The 22,885-nt window shown below is 32.4% G+C and carries 21 protein-coding genes; 10 read left to right on the top strand and 11 right to left on the bottom strand.

The features are described from left to right. Nucleotides 1-191 precede the first annotated feature (191 nt). The 4 genes from BM289_RS22230 to BM289_RS22215 all read right to left on the bottom strand — a co-directional run bounded on the left by BM289_RS22230 (nt 192) and on the right by BM289_RS22215 (nt 2,813). Entirely contained in the window at nt 192-1,163 is a 972-nt protein-coding gene (locus BM289_RS22230) for a quinone oxidoreductase family protein (protein WP_091497829.1), read from the bottom strand. Between the two features lie 78 nt (nt 1,164-1,241). After that, nucleotides 1,242-1,817, bottom strand: coding sequence for a Crp/Fnr family transcriptional regulator (locus BM289_RS22225; RefSeq protein ID WP_091497827.1), 576 nt, complete (start codon nt 1,815-1,817; stop codon nt 1,242-1,244). A gap of 3 nt (nt 1,818-1,820) precedes the next feature. Continuing rightward, nucleotides 1,821-2,402 (bottom strand): hypothetical protein, encoded by a 582-nt coding sequence (locus BM289_RS22220; protein ID WP_091497825.1) that lies wholly within the window; start codon nt 2,400-2,402, stop codon nt 1,821-1,823. Nucleotides 2,403-2,411: 9 nt separating this feature from the next. Beyond that, on the bottom strand, nt 2,412-2,813 hold the full coding sequence (locus BM289_RS22215; protein ID WP_091497824.1) for a glyoxalase: 402 nt from the start codon (nt 2,811-2,813) through the stop codon (nt 2,412-2,414). Between the two features lie 83 nt (nt 2,814-2,896). On the opposite strand from BM289_RS22215, the gene BM289_RS22210 reads away from it, so the two are divergent. Next, nucleotides 2,897-3,313 carry a hypothetical protein gene (locus BM289_RS22210; protein ID WP_091497822.1) on the top strand — a complete coding sequence of 139 codons (417 nt, stop codon included), beginning with the start codon at nt 2,897-2,899 and terminating at the stop codon, nt 3,311-3,313. Between the two features lie 149 nt (nt 3,314-3,462). Here BM289_RS22210 and BM289_RS22205 read toward each other — a convergent pair whose 3' ends face one another. Beyond that, the gene (locus tag BM289_RS22205; RefSeq protein ID WP_091497820.1) at nt 3,463-4,719 is read right to left on the bottom strand and encodes a mechanosensitive ion channel family protein; all 1,257 of its coding nucleotides are present in this window, start codon (nt 4,717-4,719) and stop codon (nt 3,463-3,465) included. After that, nucleotides 4,712-5,005, bottom strand: coding sequence for a DUF3817 domain-containing protein (locus BM289_RS22200; protein ID WP_091497818.1), 294 nt, complete (start codon nt 5,003-5,005; stop codon nt 4,712-4,714). Before BM289_RS22200 ends, BM289_RS22205 begins: the two co-directional genes overlap by 8 nt. A 140-nt stretch (nt 5,006-5,145) precedes the next feature. Between BM289_RS22200 and BM289_RS22195 the strand changes: the two genes are divergently transcribed. The 4 genes from BM289_RS22195 to BM289_RS22180 all read left to right on the top strand — a co-directional run bounded on the left by BM289_RS22195 (nt 5,146) and on the right by BM289_RS22180 (nt 10,181). Continuing rightward, a complete protein-coding gene (locus BM289_RS22195; RefSeq protein ID WP_091497817.1) occupies nt 5,146-5,679 on the top strand; it encodes a DUF6155 family protein in 534 nt (177 codons plus the stop codon). A 109-nt stretch (nt 5,680-5,788) separates the two neighbouring features. Further along, nucleotides 5,789-7,327: a DEAD/DEAH box helicase gene (locus BM289_RS22190; protein ID WP_091497815.1), complete on the top strand. Its 1,539-nt coding sequence runs from the start codon at nt 5,789-5,791 to the stop codon at nt 7,325-7,327. Between the two features lie 174 nt (nt 7,328-7,501). Continuing rightward, the gene (locus tag BM289_RS22185; protein ID WP_091497812.1) at nt 7,502-8,836 is read left to right on the top strand and encodes a DEAD/DEAH box helicase; all 1,335 of its coding nucleotides are present in this window, start codon (nt 7,502-7,504) and stop codon (nt 8,834-8,836) included. 79 nt (nt 8,837-8,915) lie between these two features. After that, the gene (locus BM289_RS22180) at nt 8,916-10,181 is read left to right on the top strand and encodes an NAD(P)/FAD-dependent oxidoreductase (protein WP_091497810.1); all 1,266 of its coding nucleotides are present in this window, start codon (nt 8,916-8,918) and stop codon (nt 10,179-10,181) included. 153 nt (nt 10,182-10,334) lie between these two features. On the opposite strand, the gene BM289_RS22175 is transcribed toward BM289_RS22180, so the two are convergent. Then, nucleotides 10,335-11,564 carry a multidrug effflux MFS transporter gene (locus BM289_RS22175; protein WP_091497807.1) on the bottom strand — a complete coding sequence of 410 codons (1,230 nt, stop codon included), beginning with the start codon at nt 11,562-11,564 and terminating at the stop codon, nt 10,335-10,337. A gap of 144 nt (nt 11,565-11,708) precedes the next feature. Between BM289_RS22175 and BM289_RS22170 the strand changes: the two genes are divergently transcribed. The 5 genes from BM289_RS22170 (at nt 11,709) to BM289_RS22150 (ending at nt 16,459) form a co-directional block, all read left to right on the top strand. After that, nucleotides 11,709-12,125 (top strand): hypothetical protein, encoded by a 417-nt coding sequence (locus tag BM289_RS22170; protein ID WP_091497804.1) that lies wholly within the window; start codon nt 11,709-11,711, stop codon nt 12,123-12,125. Nucleotides 12,126-12,213: 88 nt separating this feature from the next. Continuing rightward, nucleotides 12,214-12,597 (top strand): hypothetical protein, encoded by a 384-nt coding sequence (locus BM289_RS22165; protein ID WP_091497802.1) that lies wholly within the window; start codon nt 12,214-12,216, stop codon nt 12,595-12,597. A gap of 790 nt (nt 12,598-13,387) precedes the next feature. Next, entirely contained in the window at nt 13,388-15,301 is a 1,914-nt protein-coding gene (locus tag BM289_RS22160) for a DUF294 nucleotidyltransferase-like domain-containing protein (RefSeq protein ID WP_091497799.1), read from the top strand. Between the two features lie 3 nt (nt 15,302-15,304). Then, nucleotides 15,305-15,901: a 3'-5' exonuclease gene (locus tag BM289_RS22155; RefSeq protein WP_091497795.1), complete on the top strand. Its 597-nt coding sequence runs from the start codon at nt 15,305-15,307 to the stop codon at nt 15,899-15,901. 165 nt (nt 15,902-16,066) lie between these two features. After that, a complete protein-coding gene (locus BM289_RS22150) occupies nt 16,067-16,459 on the top strand; it encodes a hypothetical protein (RefSeq protein ID WP_091497792.1) in 393 nt (130 codons plus the stop codon). A gap of 81 nt (nt 16,460-16,540) precedes the next feature. Here BM289_RS22150 and acs read toward each other — a convergent pair whose 3' ends face one another. From acs to ilvB, 4 genes are all read right to left on the bottom strand, one after another. After that, nucleotides 16,541-18,451, bottom strand: a complete 1,911-nt coding sequence (gene acs / locus BM289_RS22145; protein ID WP_091497791.1) for an acetate--CoA ligase — start codon at nt 18,449-18,451, stop codon at nt 16,541-16,543. Between the two features lie 495 nt (nt 18,452-18,946). Beyond that, the gene (gene ilvC / locus BM289_RS22140; protein ID WP_091497788.1) at nt 18,947-20,416 is read right to left on the bottom strand and encodes a ketol-acid reductoisomerase; all 1,470 of its coding nucleotides are present in this window, start codon (nt 20,414-20,416) and stop codon (nt 18,947-18,949) included. 63 nt (nt 20,417-20,479) lie between these two features. Next, a complete protein-coding gene (gene ilvN / locus BM289_RS22135; protein WP_091497929.1) occupies nt 20,480-21,001 on the bottom strand; it encodes an acetolactate synthase small subunit in 522 nt (173 codons plus the stop codon). 87 nt (nt 21,002-21,088) lie between these two features. Next, on the bottom strand, nt 21,089-22,777 hold the full coding sequence (gene ilvB, locus BM289_RS22130; protein WP_091497786.1) for a biosynthetic-type acetolactate synthase large subunit: 1,689 nt from the start codon (nt 22,775-22,777) through the stop codon (nt 21,089-21,091). Between the last annotated feature and the right edge of the window lie 108 nt (nt 22,778-22,885).

Here is a 22,885-nt window from a genome sequence, read left to right as displayed (position 1 = left end):
CTTTGAGAAAGTTCTTAAATAATTATTAGAATATTAAACCATAAAATTTAAACACATAGAAGCATAGAATTTTAGAACCTAAAAAAAGGCGTTTCACTAATTTAGAAACACATAGCTATGTTTGAGAAACTAGTTTCTTTCTAATTCTCTTTAAAATAAAGCAAACCTATGTTTCTATGTGTTTAAAAATTTTAGATTACCACAACTAGACGTTTTCCGTCGGCAACTTCAGTATTCCACTTTTCTTCAATATCGATTAGATTTACTGTTTCAATATTTACTTTTAATTTATTTTGCGAAGCCAAAAGAAACATTTCAGGAAGTATTTCTGAGAATAATAATTTTACTTCATCTCTTGTCCAACTTCCTAAACCAGATCCTGAAAGCTGTAAATCAACGCTTCTAAGAGTTTGTGCAGACAATTGAATAGTATCGCCAGACATTGAACCAACAGAAACATATCTAGTTTTATTCGTGAATTTTCCATTTCCTTTTAAAACCGAAAAAATAAGTTCTGCTGAATGTCCCCACAAATAATCAATCACAATATCAATTGGAGTTTCTTGATGAATTTCTTTTAATTGAGAAATGAATGAAGCATCATCTTGTTTCAAAGAAATAGTTACATCAGCACCTAATTCTTTAAGTTTTTCAAAAACTTTCTCATTTCTTCCTGTTACGATGATTTTTTTTGCACCGTAATGTTTTGCAATCTGAATCGCCATTTGTCCAGTAAAACCAGTTGCACCGTTTATTAAAACGGTTTCTCCATGTTTTATTCCGGCTCTAAAACGAAGCGCCATTGCTGATCCTGCCACCGCATTGGGCATTGATGCAGCGATTGCGTCATCAATTTCGTTAGGCAAAACAACCATTCGATTTTTCTCAACCAAAGCTTTTTCGGCTATTGTTCCAGAAATACCACGAGCATAAACTTTAGTTCCGTTTTCTAATATTCCAATTCCATCACTGCCAACTACAAATCCGTTTTGGTTATCTTTTTCAGAGGAGTAATGATCACCACTGGCAATTCCTTTGTCCAGATTGGTAATGGCAACGGCTTTAACCGTCATTAAGACTTCATTTTCATTTGATGCGATTGGTTCCGCAAAATCTGTGTATTTTGGCAATTCGCCTTTTTTATAAACTACTGCTGCTTTCATAATTATTAAATTTTATGAAGCAAAATTAGACAGCAGGTTACGGGCAGACGATAACATTTGTTATCAAATGAAATTAGATTATTTTTCGTGCAGGAGTTTGCTTTTGATTCTGCTTAAATGCACAGTACTTACACCCAGATAAGAAGCAATATAATGCTGTGGAACTCTTTGGACAATTTGAGGTTTTTCTTCAATTAAACTTTGATAACGCTTAGCAGGAGAATCTTTTATAAAAGAAAAAAAGTGTTTCATATAATCGAATGTTCTTTGAAAAAGCATATCGATTAATCGGTCTCTTAATTCCGGAATTTCTTTGATTTCTTCTATGATTGTATCGACATCGTTTTTATGAATCCACCATAAAACTGAAGGCTCGATTGTTTCAACAAAGACAGGACTTGGAAATTTTTTCATAAAACTTTCAATTGAAGCCACGCTTTGATTTTCAAAAAAGAACTGAGAAGTCAAGTCTTTCCCGTTATGATTAAACCAAACCCGAATACAGCCTTTTTCAATAACAAAAAGTTTTTTAGAAATTTCTCCTTCTTCTAAAAGCGTTGTTTTGGCAGGAACTTCGATTCGGTTGAAGTAACCGACATATTTGTTCCATTTTTCTTCTGATAAAGGGAGTTTATCTCGAAATTGACTGAACATTTATTATATAATTTTAAGTTCTTTTGCTAATGAGACATTTGTTGTTATAAGCAAATTATCACTCATACCATAAATTTTATTTTGCTTTTGATCTTTAAATTCCGAGGCACTTACAATTATTGTTGTTCCATTTTCTGTCTTCAACAAAAAAGTCTGCGGATAAGTGTAAAACTTTTTATTTGTTCCATCTATATTTGATGTAGATACCTCTTCCCAGTTTATTTGAAAATCAACAATTTTCTGTCCGATAATAGTTATCCACTTTTCTTCATTTGAAACATCCCATTTTTCCTCATAATTATTGGCAGTTAGTTTCAAATCAATTTCTTTCGAAAATAGTCCATAACAAAAAAATGTATTGCCCCAAAAAACGTGGATAGTTTTATTATTTGTTTCAAAATAGATGGAATAGTCCAAAGTATCTATATCTGCATATTTTGTAAAATAACTAGGCTCTATAACCTGATCATCACTTTCTTCAAACACATAACTAATTTCTCCATAAACAATCCCTCGAATTGTTTCTCCAACAAACATTTTTCTACAATTATCTTGATAAATTAAGTGTTCATCTGTCAAAATCATTTCTTCAGATTAATTCGATTCCACTTCAAACAACTGTACCTGATTTTTTAATCGGTCAATCAATAAATTCATCATTCTTTTATTTAAATCAGAAGAATTCTGGATATAAGTATTGTACTCATCAACCGTAAAAAGCGCCATTACAATTCCTTTCAAAGAATTTCTGAATTTGATATCTTTTTGAATGGAATTTTCGATTGTCTGCAGTTTTTTTTCAACCGAATACGAATAAAAATCAGGTTTGTTTTTATTAACGTAATTAATAAAAACGGCTATAAATAAATCGTTCTGAAGTTTTAGGATTGGCCTGATCGTCTGATTTTGAAAGATCTCATCCGGAGAAGATTGAGCACTTACAGTTCCTAAAGTTTCGCCTCTGAATTCTTTTAAAAAAGTGTCTCTATCTTCCATGGTATTTGTTTTTAGTTTTCTTTAAAGTTAAAGAAATAATCCCACGCTAAAAACCTATTTTTGTTTTTTTATAAACATAAAGTATGCGCTTATTTCTATTTATCTGTCTTTTAATAGTTTCTTGCAATTCAAAAGAAAACAAAGAAAAATACAATCATAAATTCTATCGCGCTGTAAACAATAAAGATACAGCTGTTCTGGATATTAAAATCAATGACAAACGTTTTTACGGACGATATGAAATCTCACATTACGGAACCGGCAAAGATTCTGGAGATGTCAGAGGTGATTTGAGAGGCGATACACTTCGCGGTGATTATCATTATATTTCTTTTGGCGGAGGCTGGAAAAGAGTTCCTCTTGCGCTTTTAAAGAGAGACAACAAACTCTATTTAGGAAAAGGAGTTATCGGAACGTATTTTAATCTTCCGTGCTTTGTTCCAGATGTTCCTATTGAATATAATAATTCGGAATTCGTTTTTGAAGAAGTGACTAAATAATCTAAAATTCAAAAGTTTAACCGCAAAGAACGCAAAGATTTACGCAAGGTTCGCAAAGTTTTTTACACAAAGCTTTGCGAACTTTGCGTTTTTTATAAAACCTTGTGTAGTAAAAAAAGTTGCGTTCTTTTGCGGTTAAACAAAAAAACTCATTCAAATTTCCCTATTGTAGAAGGAAGCTCAAATATTTCCAGATCAAAATATTTTACAGAAGCCATTACGTGATCGAAGATATCGGCCATTATGTATTCGTAATTTGCCCAGCGTTTATCGCTTGAAAAAACATAAATTTCCAACGGAACTCCATGCGCTGTTGATTGCAATTGACGACACATAATATGCATGTCTTTGTTCAAACCAGGATGATTGAACAGATATTGCATGATATATTTTCGAAACAAACCTAAATTAGTCATATTTCGGCCATTTAGCGAAAGCGTTTTGTCAACACCTCTTAAATCATTGTATCTGTCGATTTCCGCTTGTCTGCTGTCGATGTAGGACGTTATCAATTGTACTTTACGTAATTGCTGTAAATCTTCATCATTTAAAAAACGAATTGTACTGCTTTTTATCAAAACATGTCTTTTGATACGTCTTCCTTCAGATTTCTGCATCCCACGCCAGTTCTGAAACGAATCAGAACTTAAAGCATACGTTGGAATTGTGGTAATGGTATTATCAAAATTTCGAACTTTTACGGTTGTCAAATTGATTTCGATAACATCTCCGTCGGCACCAAATTTATCCATCGTAATCCAGTCGCCAATACGAACCATATCATTTATCGCAACCTGAACACTCGAAACAAATCCCAAAATTGTATCTCTGAAAATCAAGATAATAATGGCTGAAAGCGTTCCTAGAATAGTTAACAATTCGCCTTTTTTGATTCCGAATAAAGTCGAAATTATCATGGCAACTCCAAAAATCCAGAGCACAATCATAATAACCTGAACGAAACTGTCAATTGGTTTGTCGCTGTATTCTGGTTTTTGTTTTAAATAATCTCGTAACGAATTAAAGACGGTACGTACAATCCATAATCCAAGTAAAACGATATATATACCAACTATTTTTCCAAAGATTAATTCCCAGTATTCATATTTATCTAAAATTACTGGAACTGCTTTATAAATAAAGAAAAACGGAATTAAATAAGCGGTATACCTGGTAGTTTTGTTCTGAATTAAATAATCATCAAACTTTGTTTTGGTACGCTGTGCAAAAATTGCGGTAAGCGTAACGAGAATAAATTTGGCTGCGTAATAAATTACATAAGCCAGTGCTATTAAAATAGCGATATTAATAATAAGACTGGTATAAGACGCAACATTACGACTCATTCCCCAGTCTCTAAAAACAGGGTATAAAAAATTAAATATTTTATCCAAAAGCTTATGCATTTGCTTTATTTTCTAAATATTTCTTCTCAATATAAAAAGTTCCAAACGGAATAAGAGAAGCAACCAGAATAATGGCGAAAGTTTTTAAATCCCAGTTCATCGATTTTTTCAATAAAAAAGCAAGAACAATATATCCGATGAATAGAATTCCATGAGTCATTCCAAGCGGACGTAATAGTGCATGATAAAGTTCAGGATTGTTATTTTTGATAATCAACATATTAGCAAACAGAACTAAATAAGAGATTCCCTCTAAGATGGCAGTAACTTTGAAAATCTTGAGCATGTATATATTTTTTAAGTTTTAAGCCAGCAAAATTAAGGATTCTGGATTGATTTTGGAATTTAAAAAATCAAAATTAAATCTGTCCAATACGCTGAAAATTGGAATTTGGAATTTAAAAAATTGAAAATTACCTTTACTTTATGAGTAAAAGAGATTTAAAAAAATATTTAGGAGAATTGACCAAAGAACAATTAGAGGAACAACTAATTGAATTGTACGAAAAATTTGCCCCTGTAAAGACCTATTATGATTTTGTTTTTAATCCAAAAGAAGACAAATTGCTTCAGGAAGCAAAGGTTAAAATCTCGCAAGAATATTTCCCTATTAAAAAACCAGGAGCAAGATGGCGTCCAAAAGCTAAAATGCGAAGATCTGTTGCGCAGAAATTAATCAAACATTTTATGACGCTTGGTGTGGATTCTTTTGTTTTGGCAGATATTATGCTTTATAATATTGAAATCGCACAAACGTATTCTTCTCAAAATTATATCAAACAAGAATTATTTTACAAAAGCATGTTGAATTCTTTTGAGCAGGCGGTCAATTTTATTGTTTCAAACGGAATTTTTAGCGATTTTAAATTGCGAATTAATGCCATTTTAGAAGAAATTGTAACCCAAAAATGGAAAAATAAGTACGATTTTGAGGCCATTTTAGAGAAAATCGACTACTAAAAGCCTTCCTCATAAAAAATCTTAGTTTAAAAAAAACATTTATTTTAGGTTAAAAAAAGATGAAAAACTGTTTTTTCGATGTATTTTTGCAAAAATCCAAAAATAAACAATGTCTCAAAACACTTTAGAAATAGAAAGACAAGAGAAGAAAGAACTATATGCATACCAAAAAGGCGATATTGATGCTATTTTTGACCGTTTAGACAATGCTCCTCCGAAACACCATTTACTGTATCAGCTTCCAACTGGAGGAGGAAAAACAGTAATATTTTCTGAAATCGTTCGCCGCTATTTATCCAACAATGATAAAAAAGTGGTTGTTTTAACGCACCGTATCGAATTATGTAAACAAACTTCAAAAATGTTGACTGGTTTTGGCGTTACAAACAAAATAATCAATAGTAAAGTAAAAGAACTGCCTGATCAGAATGATTTTTCTTGTTTTGTGGCAATGGTCGAAACTTTGAAAAACCGTATTAACGATGAAAAACTTCATCTGGATAATATTGGTTTGGTTATTATTGACGAGGCACATTACAATTCGTTTAGAAAATTATTAAACTCATTTAAAAATGCTTTTATTCTTGGAGTAACAGCAACGCCTTTGAGTTCTAATATAAAACTGCCAATGCACCAAAGTTACCACGAACTTATTGTGGGAGATACTATTGGTTCATTGATTGATAAAGGATTTTTGGCAAGAGCGACAACTTACAGTTATGATGTTGGATTAACTTCGTTAAAAGTTGGTATTAATGGTGATTATACCGTAAAATCATCTGATGATTTATATACCAATACCTTAATGCAGGAAAAACTGCTTCATGCTTATACAGAGCGTTCTTTAGGTAAGAAAACCTTAATTTTTAATAATGGTATTCATACTTCATTATATGTTTATGAAACCTTTAGAGAAGCAGGTTACGATATCAGACACCTTGATAACACAAGCAGTTCTGAAGAACGTAAAGATATTTTACAATGGTTTAAAAAGACTCCAGACGCGATTTTGACTTCTGTCGGAATTTTGACAACTGGTTTTGATGAACCTACTGTAGAAACTATCATCTTAAACAGAGCAACAAAATCGTTGACCTTATATTTTCAGATGATTGGGCGTGGTTCTCGTAAACTGCCAGGAAAAGATGAGTTTACGGTTATCGATTTAGGAAATAATGCAGCTCGTTTTGGTTTATGGAGCGATCCTGTAAACTGGCAGCATATTTTTAAATCTCCAGAGTTTTATTTGGAGAATCTTCGTGATGATCATGAAATCGAGATGTTTTTCAAATACAGCATGCCACCAGAATTACGTGCGAAATTCAGCAAAACGGCAGATGTAAGTTTTGATGTTGATGAAGAGCACAAATTAATCATCAAGCAGAATCTTCGTTCTAAAGTTGTTTTAGATAAATCTCTGGATCAGCATGCCGGAATGTGCGTTGATAATACAGAAACACTTCAGGAAGCTAAAATGCTGGCAAAAGAACTGGATGATGATATTGAAGACCGTATCAAACGTTATTCAAAATGTTTGAGCCAATGCAGTAAAAACTACCGCGAATGGCTGGTTGATGATTACAAACAAAGATTAACTTTATTAATTGGTAAAAAATATCGTGAGAAAATCATGAATGAGCCGGATTGATAATTTAAAGTTTTATTTGTTTCAGGTTTCCTATTTCAAGTTGTTGGAATCTAAAACAGTATTATAATTTATAAAAGGAGAAATAGCATTTCATAGTAAATGTAATTTCTCCTTTCAACTTATTAAGTTTTTGGTGTAACTTGAAACCTGAAACTTTAAACAAAATTAAAGAACATGTCTAAACCATTCTCTACATTAGGAATCTCGGCTCCGATTTTAAAAGCTTTAGGAGATTTAAATATCGTTGAACCAACAGAAATTCAGCAGAAAACCATTCCGTTATTCTTGAACGAAAATCACGATATAGTTGGTTTAGCCAAAACTGGAACCGGAAAAACAGCTGCTTTTGGACTTCCATTATTGCAATTGGTTAATTCGGAATCCGTTTTGGTTCAGGCTGTTATTTTAGTTCCAACAAGAGAATTAGGACAGCAGATTGTTCGAAATTTAGAAGGTTTTGCAAAATATATTCCTGGTATATCTATTGTTTCTATTTGTGGAGGAACTCCAATAAAACCACAAATAGAAAGACTAAAAGAAGGCGCACAGATTGTTGTAGCAACTCCGGGACGTTTAATAGATTTGATTCAGCGCAAAGCAATTGATTTAAAAACTACTGAATATTTGGTTTTAGACGAAGCAGACGAAATGATTGCCATTCTAAAAGAAGGTTTGGACGAAATTGTTACCGAGCTTCCTAAAAAACGTCGAACGCTGTTATTTTCAGCAACACTTCCAGGTGCTATCAAACAATTGATTCAGAATTATTTGAACAAAAATGTAGTGCAGATTAGTGCTAATATGGAAACCGTTGGAAACGAAGGAATAGATCACGAGTATATTGTAGTTGACCCTATTGAGAAACTAGAAGTTTTAATGCATTTCTTAAATTCAAGAGAAGGAGAAAGAGGAATTATTTTCTGTAAAACAAAAGCGGCAGTTAATAAATTGGCTAAAAATTTGGCGATTAACAAATTTTCGTCAGGCGCGCTTCATGGAAGCTTAACTCAGGGAATTCGTGACAGAATAATGGAACAGTTTCGTGAAGGTCATATCAATATTCTGGTCGCAACCGATTTAGCAGCGAGAGGAATTGATGTAAAAGAGATTTCGTACGTAATCAATTATCATTTACCTGATACTTACGAAAATTATGTGCACAGAAGTGGAAGAACGGCAAGGGCAGGGGCAAAAGGACTTTCTCTGACTGTTTTACAGCAGGAAGAAGTTTTCGAAATTGCCGATTTCGAAAGAGAATTAGGAATTAAATTTTCTGAGTTTAAAAAACCAACTGCAGCAAGTCTTGAAGAAAACAACATGCTTTTGTGGGCCAAACAAATCTTCAAAACAAAACCAAATCATGATCTTTCTGCCGATTTAAAAACAAAAGTGAAAACCGTTTTTCATCATTTAACGAAAGAAGAACTAATCGAGAAATTAATGGCAAGTTATGTCTTACAGAACAAAATCGATATAGTTGATAAAACAGTTAAAAAATTCAAAAAGTAAATAATATGACTTTTGTCATTGTATATTAAAGTTGTACTTTTATAAGGAATTATTCTATAATCCTATTAATTACAACCATATGAAAATAGTCATTATTGGAGGCGGATTTGCAGGAATCAATCTTGCAAAAGAGCTTGTAAATCAGCCTCAAATACAAGTAACCCTTGTAGACAAAAATAATTATAACTTTTTCCCACCACTTATATATCAAGTTGCTACGGCTTTTTTAGAGCCATCGAGCATTAGTTATCCATTTAGAAAATTTTTCGCTGGTAAAAAGAATCTTAGTTTCCGTTTAGGCGAATTATTATCTGTTTCTCCTGCTGAAAAGAAAATCACTTTAAGCAACGGAGAATTGGAATACGATTATCTTGTTTTTGCCACTGGAGCAGAAACGAGTTATTTTGGTATGGAAAACGTAATGAAAAATGCCATTCCGATGAAAACCTTAAATGATGCCATCGTAATGCGTAATACACTGCTTAAAAACCTTGAAAAAGCTGCTATTTGTAAAGATATGCGCAAAAGACGTAAATTACTTACAATCGTGGTAGCAGGAGGGGGGCCAACAGGAGTGGAGGTTTCTGGTATGTTTGCCGAAATGCGTAAAAATATCCTATTAAAGGAATATCCTGAATTAGACACTTCTGCAAGTAATGTTTATTTGGTTGACGGTGGCGATGCTTTATTAGCACCAATGAGCAAAGAATCTCAAAAAGATACTTTGGAAGCCTTAACTAAATTAGGAGTTGTGGTAAAATTAAATACTAAGGTAGTTGATTATGTCGATGACACTGTAATGTTTGAAAACGGAGAAACCATCAAAACCAAAAACTTAATTTGGGCAGCGGGAGTTTCGGCTAAAATTTTCGAAGGAATTCCAAAAGAAAGCTATGGCCGTGGAAGACGTATGGCCACTGACGAATTTAATAAAGTAAATGGTGTAGATAATATTTATGCAATTGGTGATACTGCTATTACAGCTGGAGATAAAAATTTTCCTGATGGACATCCACAGGTTGCACAAGTTGCAATCCAACAAGGATTAAATCTGGCTAAAAACTTTAAAGCAATGGTTACCAACAAACCGCTTAAACCATTCGCTTACAAAGATAAAGGTTCTATGGCAATTATCGGAAAAGCAAAAGCTGTTGTGGATTTGCCAAGTCCAAAATGGCACTTTAAAGGTTTCTTCGCCTGGATTATTTGGCTGTTTATTCACTTGATTTCTTTGATCACTTATAGAAACAGATTAAATACTTTCTGGAATTGGATGGTGGCTTATTTCGCAAAAGATCAATCTCTTAGAATGATCATCAGACCTGATAAAAAAACACAAAACTAGCATTTTTTAAATTCCAATACTAAAATTCCAAATTCCAAAGGAATGCGTTATAAAAAAAGCCGAAATCTTAGATTTCGGCTTTTCGTTTAGTGTAACTAAAATAACTTTTCAAGTTTTTGAATTTGGAATTTAAAAAATTGGAATTTCCACTTTTTAATGACCAATCATCACATCATCACTATCAGAAATTGTCACTTTATTTTTGATGAATCGTTTTCCGATATTTAGAATTATGAACGCCGTAATAGTCGTTGTCGTCATTACAGCAACCATTGGTGCAACAGAATCTTTTACAAAAACTCCAATTGCAAATGACGCCAAAGCACCTAAACCTAACTGAATAGCTCCCATTAAGGCTGAGGCACTTCCAGTATTTTTAGCAAAAGGCGCTAATGTTAATCCAGCTGTGTTCGGATTTGAAATTCCTAAACATGCTAAGAATAAAAATAACATTCCAATAGTTTCATACAATCCTAAAAGATCATTTAGAGCTAAAATCAAAAAAACAACACTGATAACAGACTGTGAAATCAAAGCACCGAAAATCATTTGTTCGCTTGAAAATCTCTTTAATAATATAGAATTCAACTGACTAGAACCAATGAAACTAACCGACATTAAAGCAAAAATCCATCCATAAGTTTTAGCATCTACTTTATAAATATCCATAAAAATAAGTGGAGAAGCTGCTACATAGGAAAACAATCCAGAAAAAGCGATTGCTCCAGTAAAAGCATACGTATAAAATTGAGGCTCTTTTAAAACAGATAAAAAGTTCGTAATAATAGGTTTAGGTTTTAATGAAATAGTCGTGTCTGGTCTATATGTATCAGGAAGGCCAATTTGTGATGCAACTAAAATTACAATTCCCATACACATTAATATAAAGAATACAGCATGCCAGCCCAAATCTTCGGTAACATAACCACCAATTGTGGGCGCCAGCATTGGCGAAAGCCCAACTACAAGCATTAAAAGAGAAAATACTTTTGGTATATCTTTTACAGGAAATAAATCACGAACCATAGCAACAGAAGCCACAGTTGCCGCACAACTTCCAATGGCTTGAATAAAACGAAGCAGGATAAAAGCATCAATATCAGAAACATAAATACATCCTAAAGACGCCAAAATGTAAACCAAAAGACCAATAAATAAAGGTTTTTTGCGACCAAAACGATCTAATAATGGTCCATAAAGCAATTGTCCTGCCGAAATTCCTATAAAATAACTGGACAAACTCATGGAGACTTTTGCCACAGTTGTATTTAAATCTTTTGCAATTCCAGAGAAACCAGGCAGATACATGTCAATTGAAAAAGGGCCAAGGGCGGTTAAAGAACCTAAAATAAGGATAAGTTTAATATATTTTTTTGTTGTCATTTTCTTAAAAAAAGGCTTTTAATTTTTTGCAAAGGTAAAGATTTCGTAACTTGTTATAGAACTTCATTGAGTTTATAACCATAAATTAAAGTCATTACCAGTATAATTTGGTATAAACATTTATTAATCTTTAAATTAAAAATTATGAAAAAGTACCTTTTACTAGTAGCAGTTTTATGCGCATCAGTTTCATTTGGACAAACTATTACATCAAAACAAGAAGATGCAAGCACGGCACAATATGAACTTCTAAAAAAAGTAAATCAGTATTATCCTGATATTACATTGAGTAAATCTGTTACTAATTTTTACGCCGACGGAAACATTATCGATTCACAACAAGACTTTGATTTAAGAGGAACAAAATTTTCAAGTTACAAATTAGGCATTGAACCAGACAACAAAAAAGTTAAATTTGATTATGTCTCAAATGAAACCGGTCATGTACATGGTGACGTTACGATATTTAACGGAAATGCTTTGAGAACAACTTTTAACGAAAAAACAAATCAGATTGATGTTTCCTTAAACGGAAAATCAGTTTACTTGAAGAAATTGTAAATTTTGTCCAACCATCAAAAAGCATCACAATATAGTGATGCTTTTTTGGTTTATATTTGATCCGTATTTTCTAATAAAACCGTTTACAATGAAAAAGTTTCTCTTTATCGCATTTTTGATCTCACTAAAATCATTCTCACAAAGCAACAGATTTTCTGGAACCTGGAGTAATGAGAATTGCAAAGACTGTAAAAAAGATTACATTTTCAGAATTACAATTGCTCAGTCTAATTATGCAATTGTCGGCACTGCAGAAATTACGAGTGAACGTAAAGAGCTAAATTCTGGAGTTTTAGATGTTACAGGATATGTATATCCAAATAATGACAAAGCACAGATTAAACTGAAAGACAAAGACGGAATTTCTTCAAATGCAGTTTTATTGACAAATGAGAGTGTTTTACAATTCACAAAACGCGGTGGCGCTGATTTGGTTCCTAAAGAAGTTATATTGAATAAGTTGTATGAATAGCATTTTATTTTATCAGCTTTTCTAATTTTTTAGAAGAGATAAAAAAAACAACAGAACATAAAAAAACTGAAAGTCAAACAATTGAAGTAAATCTATATGAAATGCACTTCTTTTTACAATACTCACTTTTGACCTATAATTTATATTATGTAAAATAGAAAATCTAAGATTTTATTCACTCTACCATATCGCAATAATTTTTAAATTCAACCTCTCATATCATTCACCTTCTTAATTGTCTTCTAAAATTAAATCATCGAGAATTCAATATTTGAAAATTATACTTAAAAATTTCATTTTATAACATTCTCAGAAAATCTCGATTTCAAATTAATTGACAGATTCTCTAGATAATTTAAAAAGAATAAAAATCTAGAACATTTACGAGAATCCAATATTTCAAAAAAAATTAAATAAATTCATTTTTAAGCGATTCTCAAGAATTTGATTTTTAGGCTATAAATACTCAGATAAAATGATTTTAAGAATTCAGAGAAATTTGGTGTCCAAAATTTACTTGATAAACTATTAAATCAATTATTCAGAATCGCATATTTGCGAAAAAATAAAATGACTTCATTTCTATTCGATTCTCATAAATCGTATCATTGAAATATTTTAATACAAATGATTTGAAGTTTTTTATTCTAAAAAAAACCTTTTAACGCCTTATTATCAGTAATTCTTAACATTTCTTTAAAATATACCAGATTCTCATCAAGATGCTTTCATTGTAAGAGTTTATTTTAGTATTTTTACATTAGATACTTTAAAATTTTATCAAAAACGTATGAATACAGTTGCTGAGCATATTGCTGATTTTTTGAAGGAATACAAACCTTTTGATAATTTAACTTTTCAGGAATTATCGGATATTGCTACCAATATTCGTGTTATTAATTTAGAAAAACATGCGGTCTTATTTCAAAATAATGATCCACTTCATGATAGTTTTTATGTCGTAGCTTCTGGTGTAATCAATCTTACAACAATTGCTGACGCTGAGGAAACTATTATAAACAAATGCCATGAAGGTGATATTTTTGGTTTACGCCCGTTTTTTGCCAAAAACAACTACATGATGACGGCTAAAGCACGAGAAGAAAGCATTATATATGCTATCCCAATCGCTGTTTTTAGACCTTTTGTGGCTAATAATTCGGATGTTTTAAACTTTTTATTAGAGAGTTTTGCAGTCAATTCACGCCATACAAAAGACAGTGTAAGTTCTAATGGCAAACTTATTTCTGATGTTGATTATATCGATCAGCAATCTGAAATGCAATACATTCAATCGCTTAACTATAATAATTCGCCGCTAACCACTCAGGCCAGCCATATTGTAAAAGATGTCGCTATTATGATGACTGAAGCAATGGTCGACAATATTATAATTTGTGAAAAAAATCACCCAATTGGTATTGTAACAAATGCCGATTTGTCTTCTAAAATCGCAACTGGACGTTACCCAATTACGGAAACTATCGACAAAATTATGTCTTCTCCAGTTGTAACTGTTTTGGAAAATGTTTCTTTGGCAGAAGCACAATTATTGATGTTGAAACATAATGTAACTCACCTATGTGTTACAAAAGACGGTACAAGTAAATCTGTTGTAAAAGGAATTATTTCCGAGCACGATCTTATTGTTGCTCAAGCTAGTAACCCAGGTGTTTTAATTAAAGAAATAAAACGTTCTCAGCTTCCGAAAGACTTAAAACAAATTCGTGATCGTTTATCAGATTTGATTCAGAATTCAATTCAGAAAAATATTCCGATTTCGCATGTCAGCAATATTGCAAGCGAAATCAATCTAGCTATTATCAAACGTGCCGTAGAGCTTTCTATTTTAGATTTGGGCTCCCCTCCTGCACGTTTCGCATGGTTAAGCATTGGTAGTCAGGGGCGTAAGGAACAACTTTTGCTGACAGACCAAGATAGTATTTTGATTTTTGAAGATGTTACTCCTGAAAAATACAGAGAAGTAAAAGATTATTTCTTAAGATTAGCCAAAAGAACTACCTCTATCCTTGAAAAAGTGGGTTACGAATATTGTCCAAATGGCCATATGGGAAGTAATATGCTTTGGTGTAAATCATTGAGTGACTGGACAAAACAATACAACAGCTGGATGAATACTCCAGGTGAAAACAGTAATGATTTGAGTAGTATTTTCTTTGATTATGAAATTGTTTTTGGAGAACCAAAGATTGAAGAAGCCATAGAAAATGTGATTTTCAAGAATGCTGTAAATAACACTTTGTTTTTTGATTTCTTAGGAAATGATGCTTTAAAAAGAAATTCACCATTAAGTTTCTTCAAGAAATTCATTATCGAAGAAGAAGGTCCTCATAAAGGAAAATTTGATATTAAAACTCGTGCCTTAATGCCTTTGATAGATGGCGCACGTTTATTAATTTTGAATGCAAATATAAAAGGAATACAAAACACCTATTTAAGATTCAAGCAGTTAGCAATAACAGATTCTAAAAATGCTGAAATTTATTTAAGCTGTGCTGAAGCTTTTCTAACACTTTCTAAATTTAGAACTGTTGAGGGTTTAAAAAATGACGACTCTGGTCAATATATCAATTTAAGAGAAATGTCTAAAACAGATAAGGAGAAACTAAAAAATGCTTTAGCCCCAATGAAAGATCTCGAGGAACTAATTAAGAGTAAATTTCAATTGACACAATTCTCATAAAATATGCTAGACTGGCTTAAAAATATCAATAAAGATTATCCAGAATTCTGGAAGGATTATTTAACAAAATTCGAAAGCAGACCAAACAGATTTGTTGTTTTATCAACAGAAACTTCTGGTTTGAATCCGGACAAAGATGTTATATTGTCTCTTGGTGCATTTGCTGTTATTGATGATAGTATTGTTATAAAAGAAAGTTTCGAAACTGTTTTATTGCAATATAAATATCTTCAAGACAACGGACTTTCTAATGAATTTATCATTGAAAGCAAAATGATGAAAATGCCAGAGCCTGATGCACTGGAAGCTTTCGTGAATTTTATAGGAAATTCAATTCTGGTTGGGCATCATATTAATTTTGATGTCGAAATGTTGAATGCTGCTCTAGAGCGTTTAGATTGTGGTCGTTTGAAAAATGAAGCTTTAGATGTTGATGTAATGTACAGAAAACTAACAGACATTAATGACAAACAGTTCTCTTTAGACGATTTATGCGAAATTTACAAAATCCCAAAAAGTGACCGAAATTCTTCCTCTGAAGATGCTTACAGAATTGGGCTTTTATTTTTAAAACTAAAATCTAGATTAGGAATTAAGTAAAATCTTTGAAATTCCAATCATCATAGTAAACAAGAAAAGCCTCTTAATTATTTAAGAGGCTTTTTAATTGAACAAAAAACATATTCTATCACTTTTATAGCTTCAAAAGAATCATTTTTTTTCTATTCTGCATAGATTTGTAATCCTATTTTAAATTATAAATTCATGAAAAAGTTGTTATTTATACTATCATTATTGCTTTTTGCTTCAACAATTTTTGCGCAAAATCAAGATCCATCATCGAAACGCATTTTGGGAAACTGGTATTCTAATACAAACCGCAGTATTAAATGGACTTTCACTCAAGATGGAAAAGCTTATAATTACAACAATGACATAATGAAAGTTATGTATAAATACAGTATTTCACACAGCTGTCAAAATTATTCAGATGATAATGGGGAATTTATAACTTTAAGAGACAAAGATGGCGATGAATACTGTTTTAAAATAAATGGAATAAACGAAAATAAGAATGGTATTTTATCACTCCTTAACTTAAGCAATATGCAACCTCTTATTTTTGTTAACGATGTCAACTTAAAAACTGTACAGTAGCCATAAGCATTAAAAGAAAAGCATTAAAAATAAAAAAGCCTCTTAATCTTACTTAAGAGGCTTTTTCAGTATTATATTTTATCAAGAAATTCTTTCTTTCATAATTTGTTCCACAACTTCTGGATTCAATAAAGTTGAAGTATCTCCAAAGTTAGAAAAATCTCCTTCAGCAATTTTACGTAAAATTCTACGCATAATTTTTCCAGAGCGTGTTTTTGGCAGACCAGAAACAAACTGAATTTTATCCAGTTTTGCAATTGGTCCAATGTGATCTGCAATATATTGGTTAATCTCTTTAGACAGATTTTCTTTATTTCTAACTTCTCCTGTTTCTTTCAAAATAACATATCCATAAAGTGCATTTCCTTTGATATCATGAGGGAATCCAACAATTGCAGATTCAGCCACAGCTGGATGTTCGTTGATTGCATCTTCTATTGGAGCAGTTCCTAGGTTGTGTCCAGAAACAATTACAACATCATCTACTCTACCTGTAATTCTATAGTAACCAACTTCATCTCTTAAAGCTCCGTCACCAGTAAAGTATTTTCCAGGGAAAGCAGAGAAATAAGTTTCTTTGTAACGGTCATGATTACCCCAAATTGTTCTAGCAATTCCAGGCCAAGGAAATTTAATACATAAACTTCCAACCACTTGATTACCTTCAATTTCATTACGTTTTTCATCCATTAAAACAGGTTGAATTCCAGGTAATGGCAATGTAGCGTAAGTAGGTTTTGTAGGGGTAACAAAAGCAATAGGAGAAATCATAATTCCACCTGTTTCTGTCTGCCACCAAGTATCTACAACTGGACATCTTTTATCTCCAACGTGGTCATTAAACCAGTGCCAAGCTTCTTCGTTGATTGGCTCTCCAACAGATCCAATAACTTTAAGCGATTTTAGAGGATACTTTTGAATATAATCTAAACTTTCTTTTGCTAAAGAACGTATTGCTGTCGGTGCTGTATAAAATTGTGTGATTTTATGTTTTTCAATAATATCCCAGAAACGGCTGAAATCTGGATAAGATGGAACTCCTTCAAAAATTACAGTAGTCGCACCATTTAATAACGGGCCATAAAGAATATAAGAATGTCCTGTAATCCATCCGATATCTGCTGTACACCAGAAAATATCATTTTCTTCGTAACTGAAAACATTTTTAAAAGTATAAGCTGTGTACACCATGTAACCAGCTGTAGTATGCACCATTCCTTTTGGTTTCCCTGTAGATCCTGAAGTATACAAGATGAACAATGGATCTTCGGCATCCATAATTTCAGCAACACTGTTATCAAGAGCTGCATCTAATAATGGCTGTAACCAAATATCACGGCCTTCTTTCATTTTTACATCAGTATTAGTTCTTTTAGCCACTAAAACTTTTGTTACAGATGGACACGTTTCTAAAGCTTCATCAACAATTCCTTTTAAATCAATTGTTTTGTTTCCTCTATAGCCACCATCTGAAGTGATTACCATTTTACATTCGCAGTCAATAATTCTGGCAGAAACTGCAGAAGCAGAAAATCCAGCAAAAACAACTGAATGTATAGCTCCAATTCTTGCACAAGCCAACACAGCAACAGCTAACTCAGGAATCATTGGTAAGTAAATACAAACTCTGTCTCCTTTACGAACACCTTGCTCGCGAAGAACGTTTGCCATTTTTGATACTCTTTCGTATAATTCGTTGTACGTTATATGTAAAGCTTCTTCAGAAGGATCATTTGGTTCAAAAATGATAGCCGTTTTTTCTCCTCTTTTGCTTAAATGTCTGTCGATACAGTTTTTGGTAATGTTAACTTTAGCTTCTGTAAACCATTTTACTTCAGCTTCAGCCATATTAAAATCAACTACTTTTTCCCATTGTTGGTACCATGTGAAGTTTTCTTCGGCTATTTTTCCCCAAAATTTTCTTGGCTCTCTTATGGACTTATTGTAATGTTTGAAATATTGTTCTAAATTTTCAATTTTGTAATAGCTCATCTTTGTTGTTGAATTTTTTTATAAATGTATTAAATCTGAATGTATTCTTAAAACAATTTAATTCATAAATTTTACCAAAAAAAAACATTTTTTTAATAAAATATGACAATTATTTGCATTTGAATTAAAATTTTACTTTTTAAACCAAAACAGAAAGGCAAAAAAGGCATAATAAATAGATATTACGCCTTTTTTAATTTAACAAATTTCAATAACAATTAATCTTGTAAACTGCTTTACAATACTTTTCTCTACTTTGAAAATAGCAGCATCATTATTAATTAAAACAGAAATTTCAACAAGTACATTTTTTCAAATATACCCCAATATAAGGGACTAGCATCACTTAACTCACTCTCACGGCAGTTAAGTGAATGCAATATGCATCTATATCTATTCTCTTTAATAAGTGCTTACTAATTCAAAATATTACAAATCATTGATACAGTGCAAATCCCGCAAAATCCAATTCTGCGGGAATTCCCAATTTTTTAATTATCCAATTTTCTTCATTGCTGTCATAGATTCTCTTAACCAAGCTCCTACTTCTTCAATAGGATGCTGGCGGATTTCTCTATTTACAGCAATTAACACTGCATTATCAACAGCATTTGAAGTTGAAAACGGTTTTCCGATGATATTAGTATCTACTTTTTTCATGAATTCAGTCAATAATGGCTTGCAAGCATGATCAAATAAATAACATCCGTATTCTGCAGTATCAGAAATTACGCGGTTCATTTCAAATAATTTCTTTCTTGCAATTGTATTTGCAATTAATGGTAATTCGTGTAATGACTCATAGTAAGCAGATTCTTCGATGATACCAGCTTCTGTCATAGTTTCAAAAGCCAATTCAACACCAGCTTTTACCATTGCAATCATTAAAACTCCATTGTCAAAATATTCTTGCTCAGAAATTGGAGCTTCTTGTGGAGCTGTTTTTTCGAAGTTAGTTTCTCCTGTCGCAGCTCTCCATTTCAATAAGTTAACGTCGTCATTAGCCCAATCAATCATCATTGTTCTTGAGAATTCTCCAGAAATGATATCGTCTTGGTGTTTTTGGAATAATGGACGCATGATATCTTTTAATTCTTCAGCTAATTCGTAAGCTTCAATTTTTGAAGGATTGTTCAAACGATCCATCATATTTGTGATACCTCCATGTTTCAAAGCTTCAGTGATAGTCTCCCATCCGTACTGAATTAATTTTGAAGCATAAGCTGCATCAATTCCTTTTTCAACCATTTTATCGAAACATAAAATAGATCCTGTTTGCAATAAACCACAAAGAATAGTTTGCTCACCCATTAAATCTGATTTTACTTCAGCTACGAAAGATGATCTTAGAACTCCCGCTCTGTGCCCCCCAGTTGCTACAGCATAAGCTTTTGCTTGATCTAAACCTACTCCGTTTGGATCGTTTTCTGGGTGAACAGCGATAAGAGTTGGAACTCCAAATCCTCTTTTGTACTCTTCACGTACCTCAGAACCTGGACATTTAGGAGCACACATAATTACAGTGATGTCTTTACGAATTTGCATTCCTTCTTCTACAATGTTGAAACCGTGAGAATAAGATAAAGTTGAATCTTTTTTCATTAATGGCATAATAGCAGTTACCACAGCTGTATGTTGTTTGTCTGGTGTAAGATTACAAACTAAGTCTGCGGTTGGAATCAATTCTTCATAAGTTCCCACATTGAAACCATTTTCAGTCGCATTTTTATAAGAAGCTCTTTTTTCAGCTATTGCATCTGCACGTAATGCATAAGAAATATCTAAACCAGAATCTCTCATATTTAATCCTTGATTCAAACCTTGTGCTCCACAACCCACAATTACAACTTTTTTTCCAGCTAATGCTGCAATTCCGTCTGTAAATTCTGATTGCTCCATAAATTCGCAAACCCCTAATTGTTCTAATTGTAATCTAAGTGGTAATGTATTGAAATAATTTGCCATTTTTGTTTTAATATTTAATGTAATGAAATTTTATAATTGATTAATTTATAGCTAATAGTAATTTTATTTGAACGATTCTAACAAACTTGAAATTTCCATTTTTTGTTTAGAAACCGAAATTCTTCCCGAACGTACAAACTGCATAATTCCGTATGGTTTGAATTTTGCATATAGTTCTTCAATTTCAGAACGTCTTCCTGATTTCGAAATCACGAAGAAATCACGAGAAACAGTTACAATTGTAGCCTGACTCTCTTTGATGATATTCTGAATTTGTTTCTCGTCAAACAACAAACTTGAAGCGATTTTAAATAAGGCATTTTCTAAGAAAATCGTCTCTTCATCTGTATGATAAAATGCTTTTATTACTTCAATTTGTTTTTCAATCTGTCCCACAATATTCTGAACCCATTTTTCAGTAGTATTCACTACAATGATAAATCTTGAAACATTCTCAATTTCTGATTCAGAAACATTTAGACTTAATATATTAATGTGACGTTTTAAGAATATTCCTGATATTCTGTTCAACAACCCCACGTTATTTTCTGAGTATACCGATATGGTAAATGTTTTATCTTCCATTTGTATTTTAGTTTTTTTAGTTTCAAGTTCCATGTTTCAAGTTGTCGAACTTGGAACTTAAAACTTGAAACGTGAAACTTTTTTTCTTTAGCTTAATCTAATTTCTGAAACACATGCTCCTGTTGGAATCATTGGGAAAACATTGTTTTCCTTTTCTACCATGACTTCTAAGAAGTAAGAATCTTTTGAAGCCAGCATTTCTGCAACTGCTTCATCTAAATCTTCACGTTGTGTTACTTTTTTAGATTTAATATGGTATCCTTCTGCAATTGCAACAAAATTTGGATTGATCATTTTTGTTGATGCATATCGATTATCAAAGAACAATTCTTGCCATTGACGTACCATACCTAAAAATTCATTATTTAAAATAACAATCTTAACCGGAACCTGAGTCTGGAAAATCGTACCCAATTCCTGAATTGTCATTTGGAAGCCTCCATCACCAATAATCGCTACTACTTCGCGTTCTGGTTTTCCCATCTTTGCTCCAATCGCAGCTGGTAAAGCAAATCCCATTGTTCCTAATCCACCAGAAGTAATATTGCTTTTTGTTGAATTGAATTTGGCATAACGACAAGCAAACATTTGGTGCTGACCAACATCAGTAACAATAATTGCATCACCTTTTGAGTGTTTGTTAATCATTTCGACAGTTTCTCCCATTGAAATTCCTTTGCCATTTGTTGGGTTTAATTCTTCTTTAATAACAGAATTAAATTCAACCTCTTTTAATGCTTTAAATTCATTGTGCCATAAATCATGAGATTTAGCATCAAGCAATGGTAATAAAGCCGCTAAAGATTCTTTTACATCACCTAAAACTGCGATTTCTGTTTTAACATTTTTATCGATTTCCGCTGGATCAATTTCAAAGTGAACTACTTTTGCCTGTTTTGCGTAAGTATTTAGATTCCCCGTAACACGGTCGTCAAAACGCATTCCGAAAGCAATTAAAACATCACACTCATTAGTCAATAAGTTTGGAGCATAATTTCCATGCATTCCAAGCATACCAACATTTAATGGATGATCTGTTGGTAAAGCGGATAAACCTAAAATGGTCCATGCAGCAGGAATTCCTGATTTCTCTACTACAGCTTTAAACTCATCCTCTGCCTGACCCAAGATAATTCCCTGTCCAAAAACAATAAGCGGTTTTTTGGCACTATTGATCAAAGCTGCAGCTTCTGCAACTTTCTCTAAGTTTAATTTTGGAACTGGAGTATAACTTCTGATTCCAGTACATTTTTCATAACTAAATTCAAACTCATCAAACTGAGCATTTTTTGTAATATCTACCAATACTGGACCTGGACGGCCAGAACGAGCAATATAAAAGGCTTTTGCCATAATTTCTGGAATCTGAGATGCCTCAGTTACCTGAAAATTCCATTTTGTAACTGGTGTTGAAATTCCGATAATATCCGTTTCCTGAAAAGCATCAGAACCTAACAAATGTCTTCCAACTTGTCCTGTAATACAAACCATTGGAGTTGAGTCTATCTGTGCATCTGCAATACCTGTAACCAAATTAGTTGCTCCTGGTCCTGAAGTAGCAATAGCCACTCCTACTTTTCCTGTAGCTCTTGCATAGCCTTGAGCCGCATGTGTTGCACCTTGTTCGTGACGAACCAAAACATGGTGTAATTGATCCTGAAATTTATATAATTCATCGTAAACCGGCATAATAGCACCACCTGGGTAACCATAAATTAAGTCTACACCTTCTTCTAACAAACATCTTATAACGGCTTCTGCCCCTGATATTTTCATAGTATATTGTTTTTTCAATGTCAAATTCAATTCCAAAATTCAATGGCAGTATCAAAAATCAATTTTAATCTTAAACTTTAAATTGATTTTTGAAATTTTTAATTTTTA

It is taken from the genome of Flavobacterium phragmitis (assembly GCF_900112575.1).
In the GTDB taxonomy this organism is placed as follows: domain Bacteria; phylum Bacteroidota; class Bacteroidia; order Flavobacteriales; family Flavobacteriaceae; genus Flavobacterium; species Flavobacterium phragmitis.
This window is presented reverse-complemented; position numbering and strand designations above follow the sequence as displayed.

Excerpts from the sequence above, each read along its gene's own strand:
- BM289_RS22230 (WP_091497829.1), bottom strand. The coding sequence starts at position 1,163 with ATGAAAGCAGCAGTAGTTTATAAAAAAGGCGAATTGCCAAAATACACA.
- BM289_RS22225 (WP_091497827.1), bottom strand. The coding sequence starts at position 1,817 with ATGTTCAGTCAATTTCGAGATAAACTCCCTTTATCAGAAGAAAAATGG.
- BM289_RS22220 (WP_091497825.1), bottom strand. The coding sequence starts at position 2,402 with ATGATTTTGACAGATGAACACTTAATTTATCAAGATAATTGTAGAAAA.
- BM289_RS22215 (WP_091497824.1), bottom strand. The coding sequence starts at position 2,813 with ATGGAAGATAGAGACACTTTTTTAAAAGAATTCAGAGGCGAAACTTTA.
- BM289_RS22210 (WP_091497822.1), top strand. The coding sequence starts at position 2,897 with ATGCGCTTATTTCTATTTATCTGTCTTTTAATAGTTTCTTGCAATTCA.
- BM289_RS22205 (WP_091497820.1), bottom strand. The coding sequence starts at position 4,719 with ATGCATAAGCTTTTGGATAAAATATTTAATTTTTTATACCCTGTTTTT.
- BM289_RS22200 (WP_091497818.1), bottom strand. The coding sequence starts at position 5,005 with ATGCTCAAGATTTTCAAAGTTACTGCCATCTTAGAGGGAATCTCTTAT.
- BM289_RS22195 (WP_091497817.1), top strand. The coding sequence starts at position 5,146 with ATGAGTAAAAGAGATTTAAAAAAATATTTAGGAGAATTGACCAAAGAA.
- BM289_RS22190 (WP_091497815.1), top strand. The coding sequence starts at position 5,789 with ATGTCTCAAAACACTTTAGAAATAGAAAGACAAGAGAAGAAAGAACTA.
- BM289_RS22185 (WP_091497812.1), top strand. The coding sequence starts at position 7,502 with ATGTCTAAACCATTCTCTACATTAGGAATCTCGGCTCCGATTTTAAAA.
- BM289_RS22180 (WP_091497810.1), top strand. The coding sequence starts at position 8,916 with ATGAAAATAGTCATTATTGGAGGCGGATTTGCAGGAATCAATCTTGCA.
- BM289_RS22175 (WP_091497807.1), bottom strand. The coding sequence starts at position 11,564 with ATGACAACAAAAAAATATATTAAACTTATCCTTATTTTAGGTTCTTTA.
- BM289_RS22170 (WP_091497804.1), top strand. The coding sequence starts at position 11,709 with ATGAAAAAGTACCTTTTACTAGTAGCAGTTTTATGCGCATCAGTTTCA.
- BM289_RS22165 (WP_091497802.1), top strand. The coding sequence starts at position 12,214 with ATGAAAAAGTTTCTCTTTATCGCATTTTTGATCTCACTAAAATCATTC.
- BM289_RS22160 (WP_091497799.1), top strand. The coding sequence starts at position 13,388 with ATGAATACAGTTGCTGAGCATATTGCTGATTTTTTGAAGGAATACAAA.
- BM289_RS22155 (WP_091497795.1), top strand. The coding sequence starts at position 15,305 with ATGCTAGACTGGCTTAAAAATATCAATAAAGATTATCCAGAATTCTGG.
- BM289_RS22150 (WP_091497792.1), top strand. The coding sequence starts at position 16,067 with ATGAAAAAGTTGTTATTTATACTATCATTATTGCTTTTTGCTTCAACA.
- acs (WP_091497791.1), bottom strand. The coding sequence starts at position 18,451 with ATGAGCTATTACAAAATTGAAAATTTAGAACAATATTTCAAACATTAC.
- ilvC (WP_091497788.1), bottom strand. The coding sequence starts at position 20,416 with ATGGCAAATTATTTCAATACATTACCACTTAGATTACAATTAGAACAA.
- ilvN (WP_091497929.1), bottom strand. The coding sequence starts at position 21,001 with ATGGAAGATAAAACATTTACCATATCGGTATACTCAGAAAATAACGTG.
- ilvB (WP_091497786.1), bottom strand. The coding sequence starts at position 22,777 with ATGAAAATATCAGGGGCAGAAGCCGTTATAAGATGTTTGTTAGAAGAA.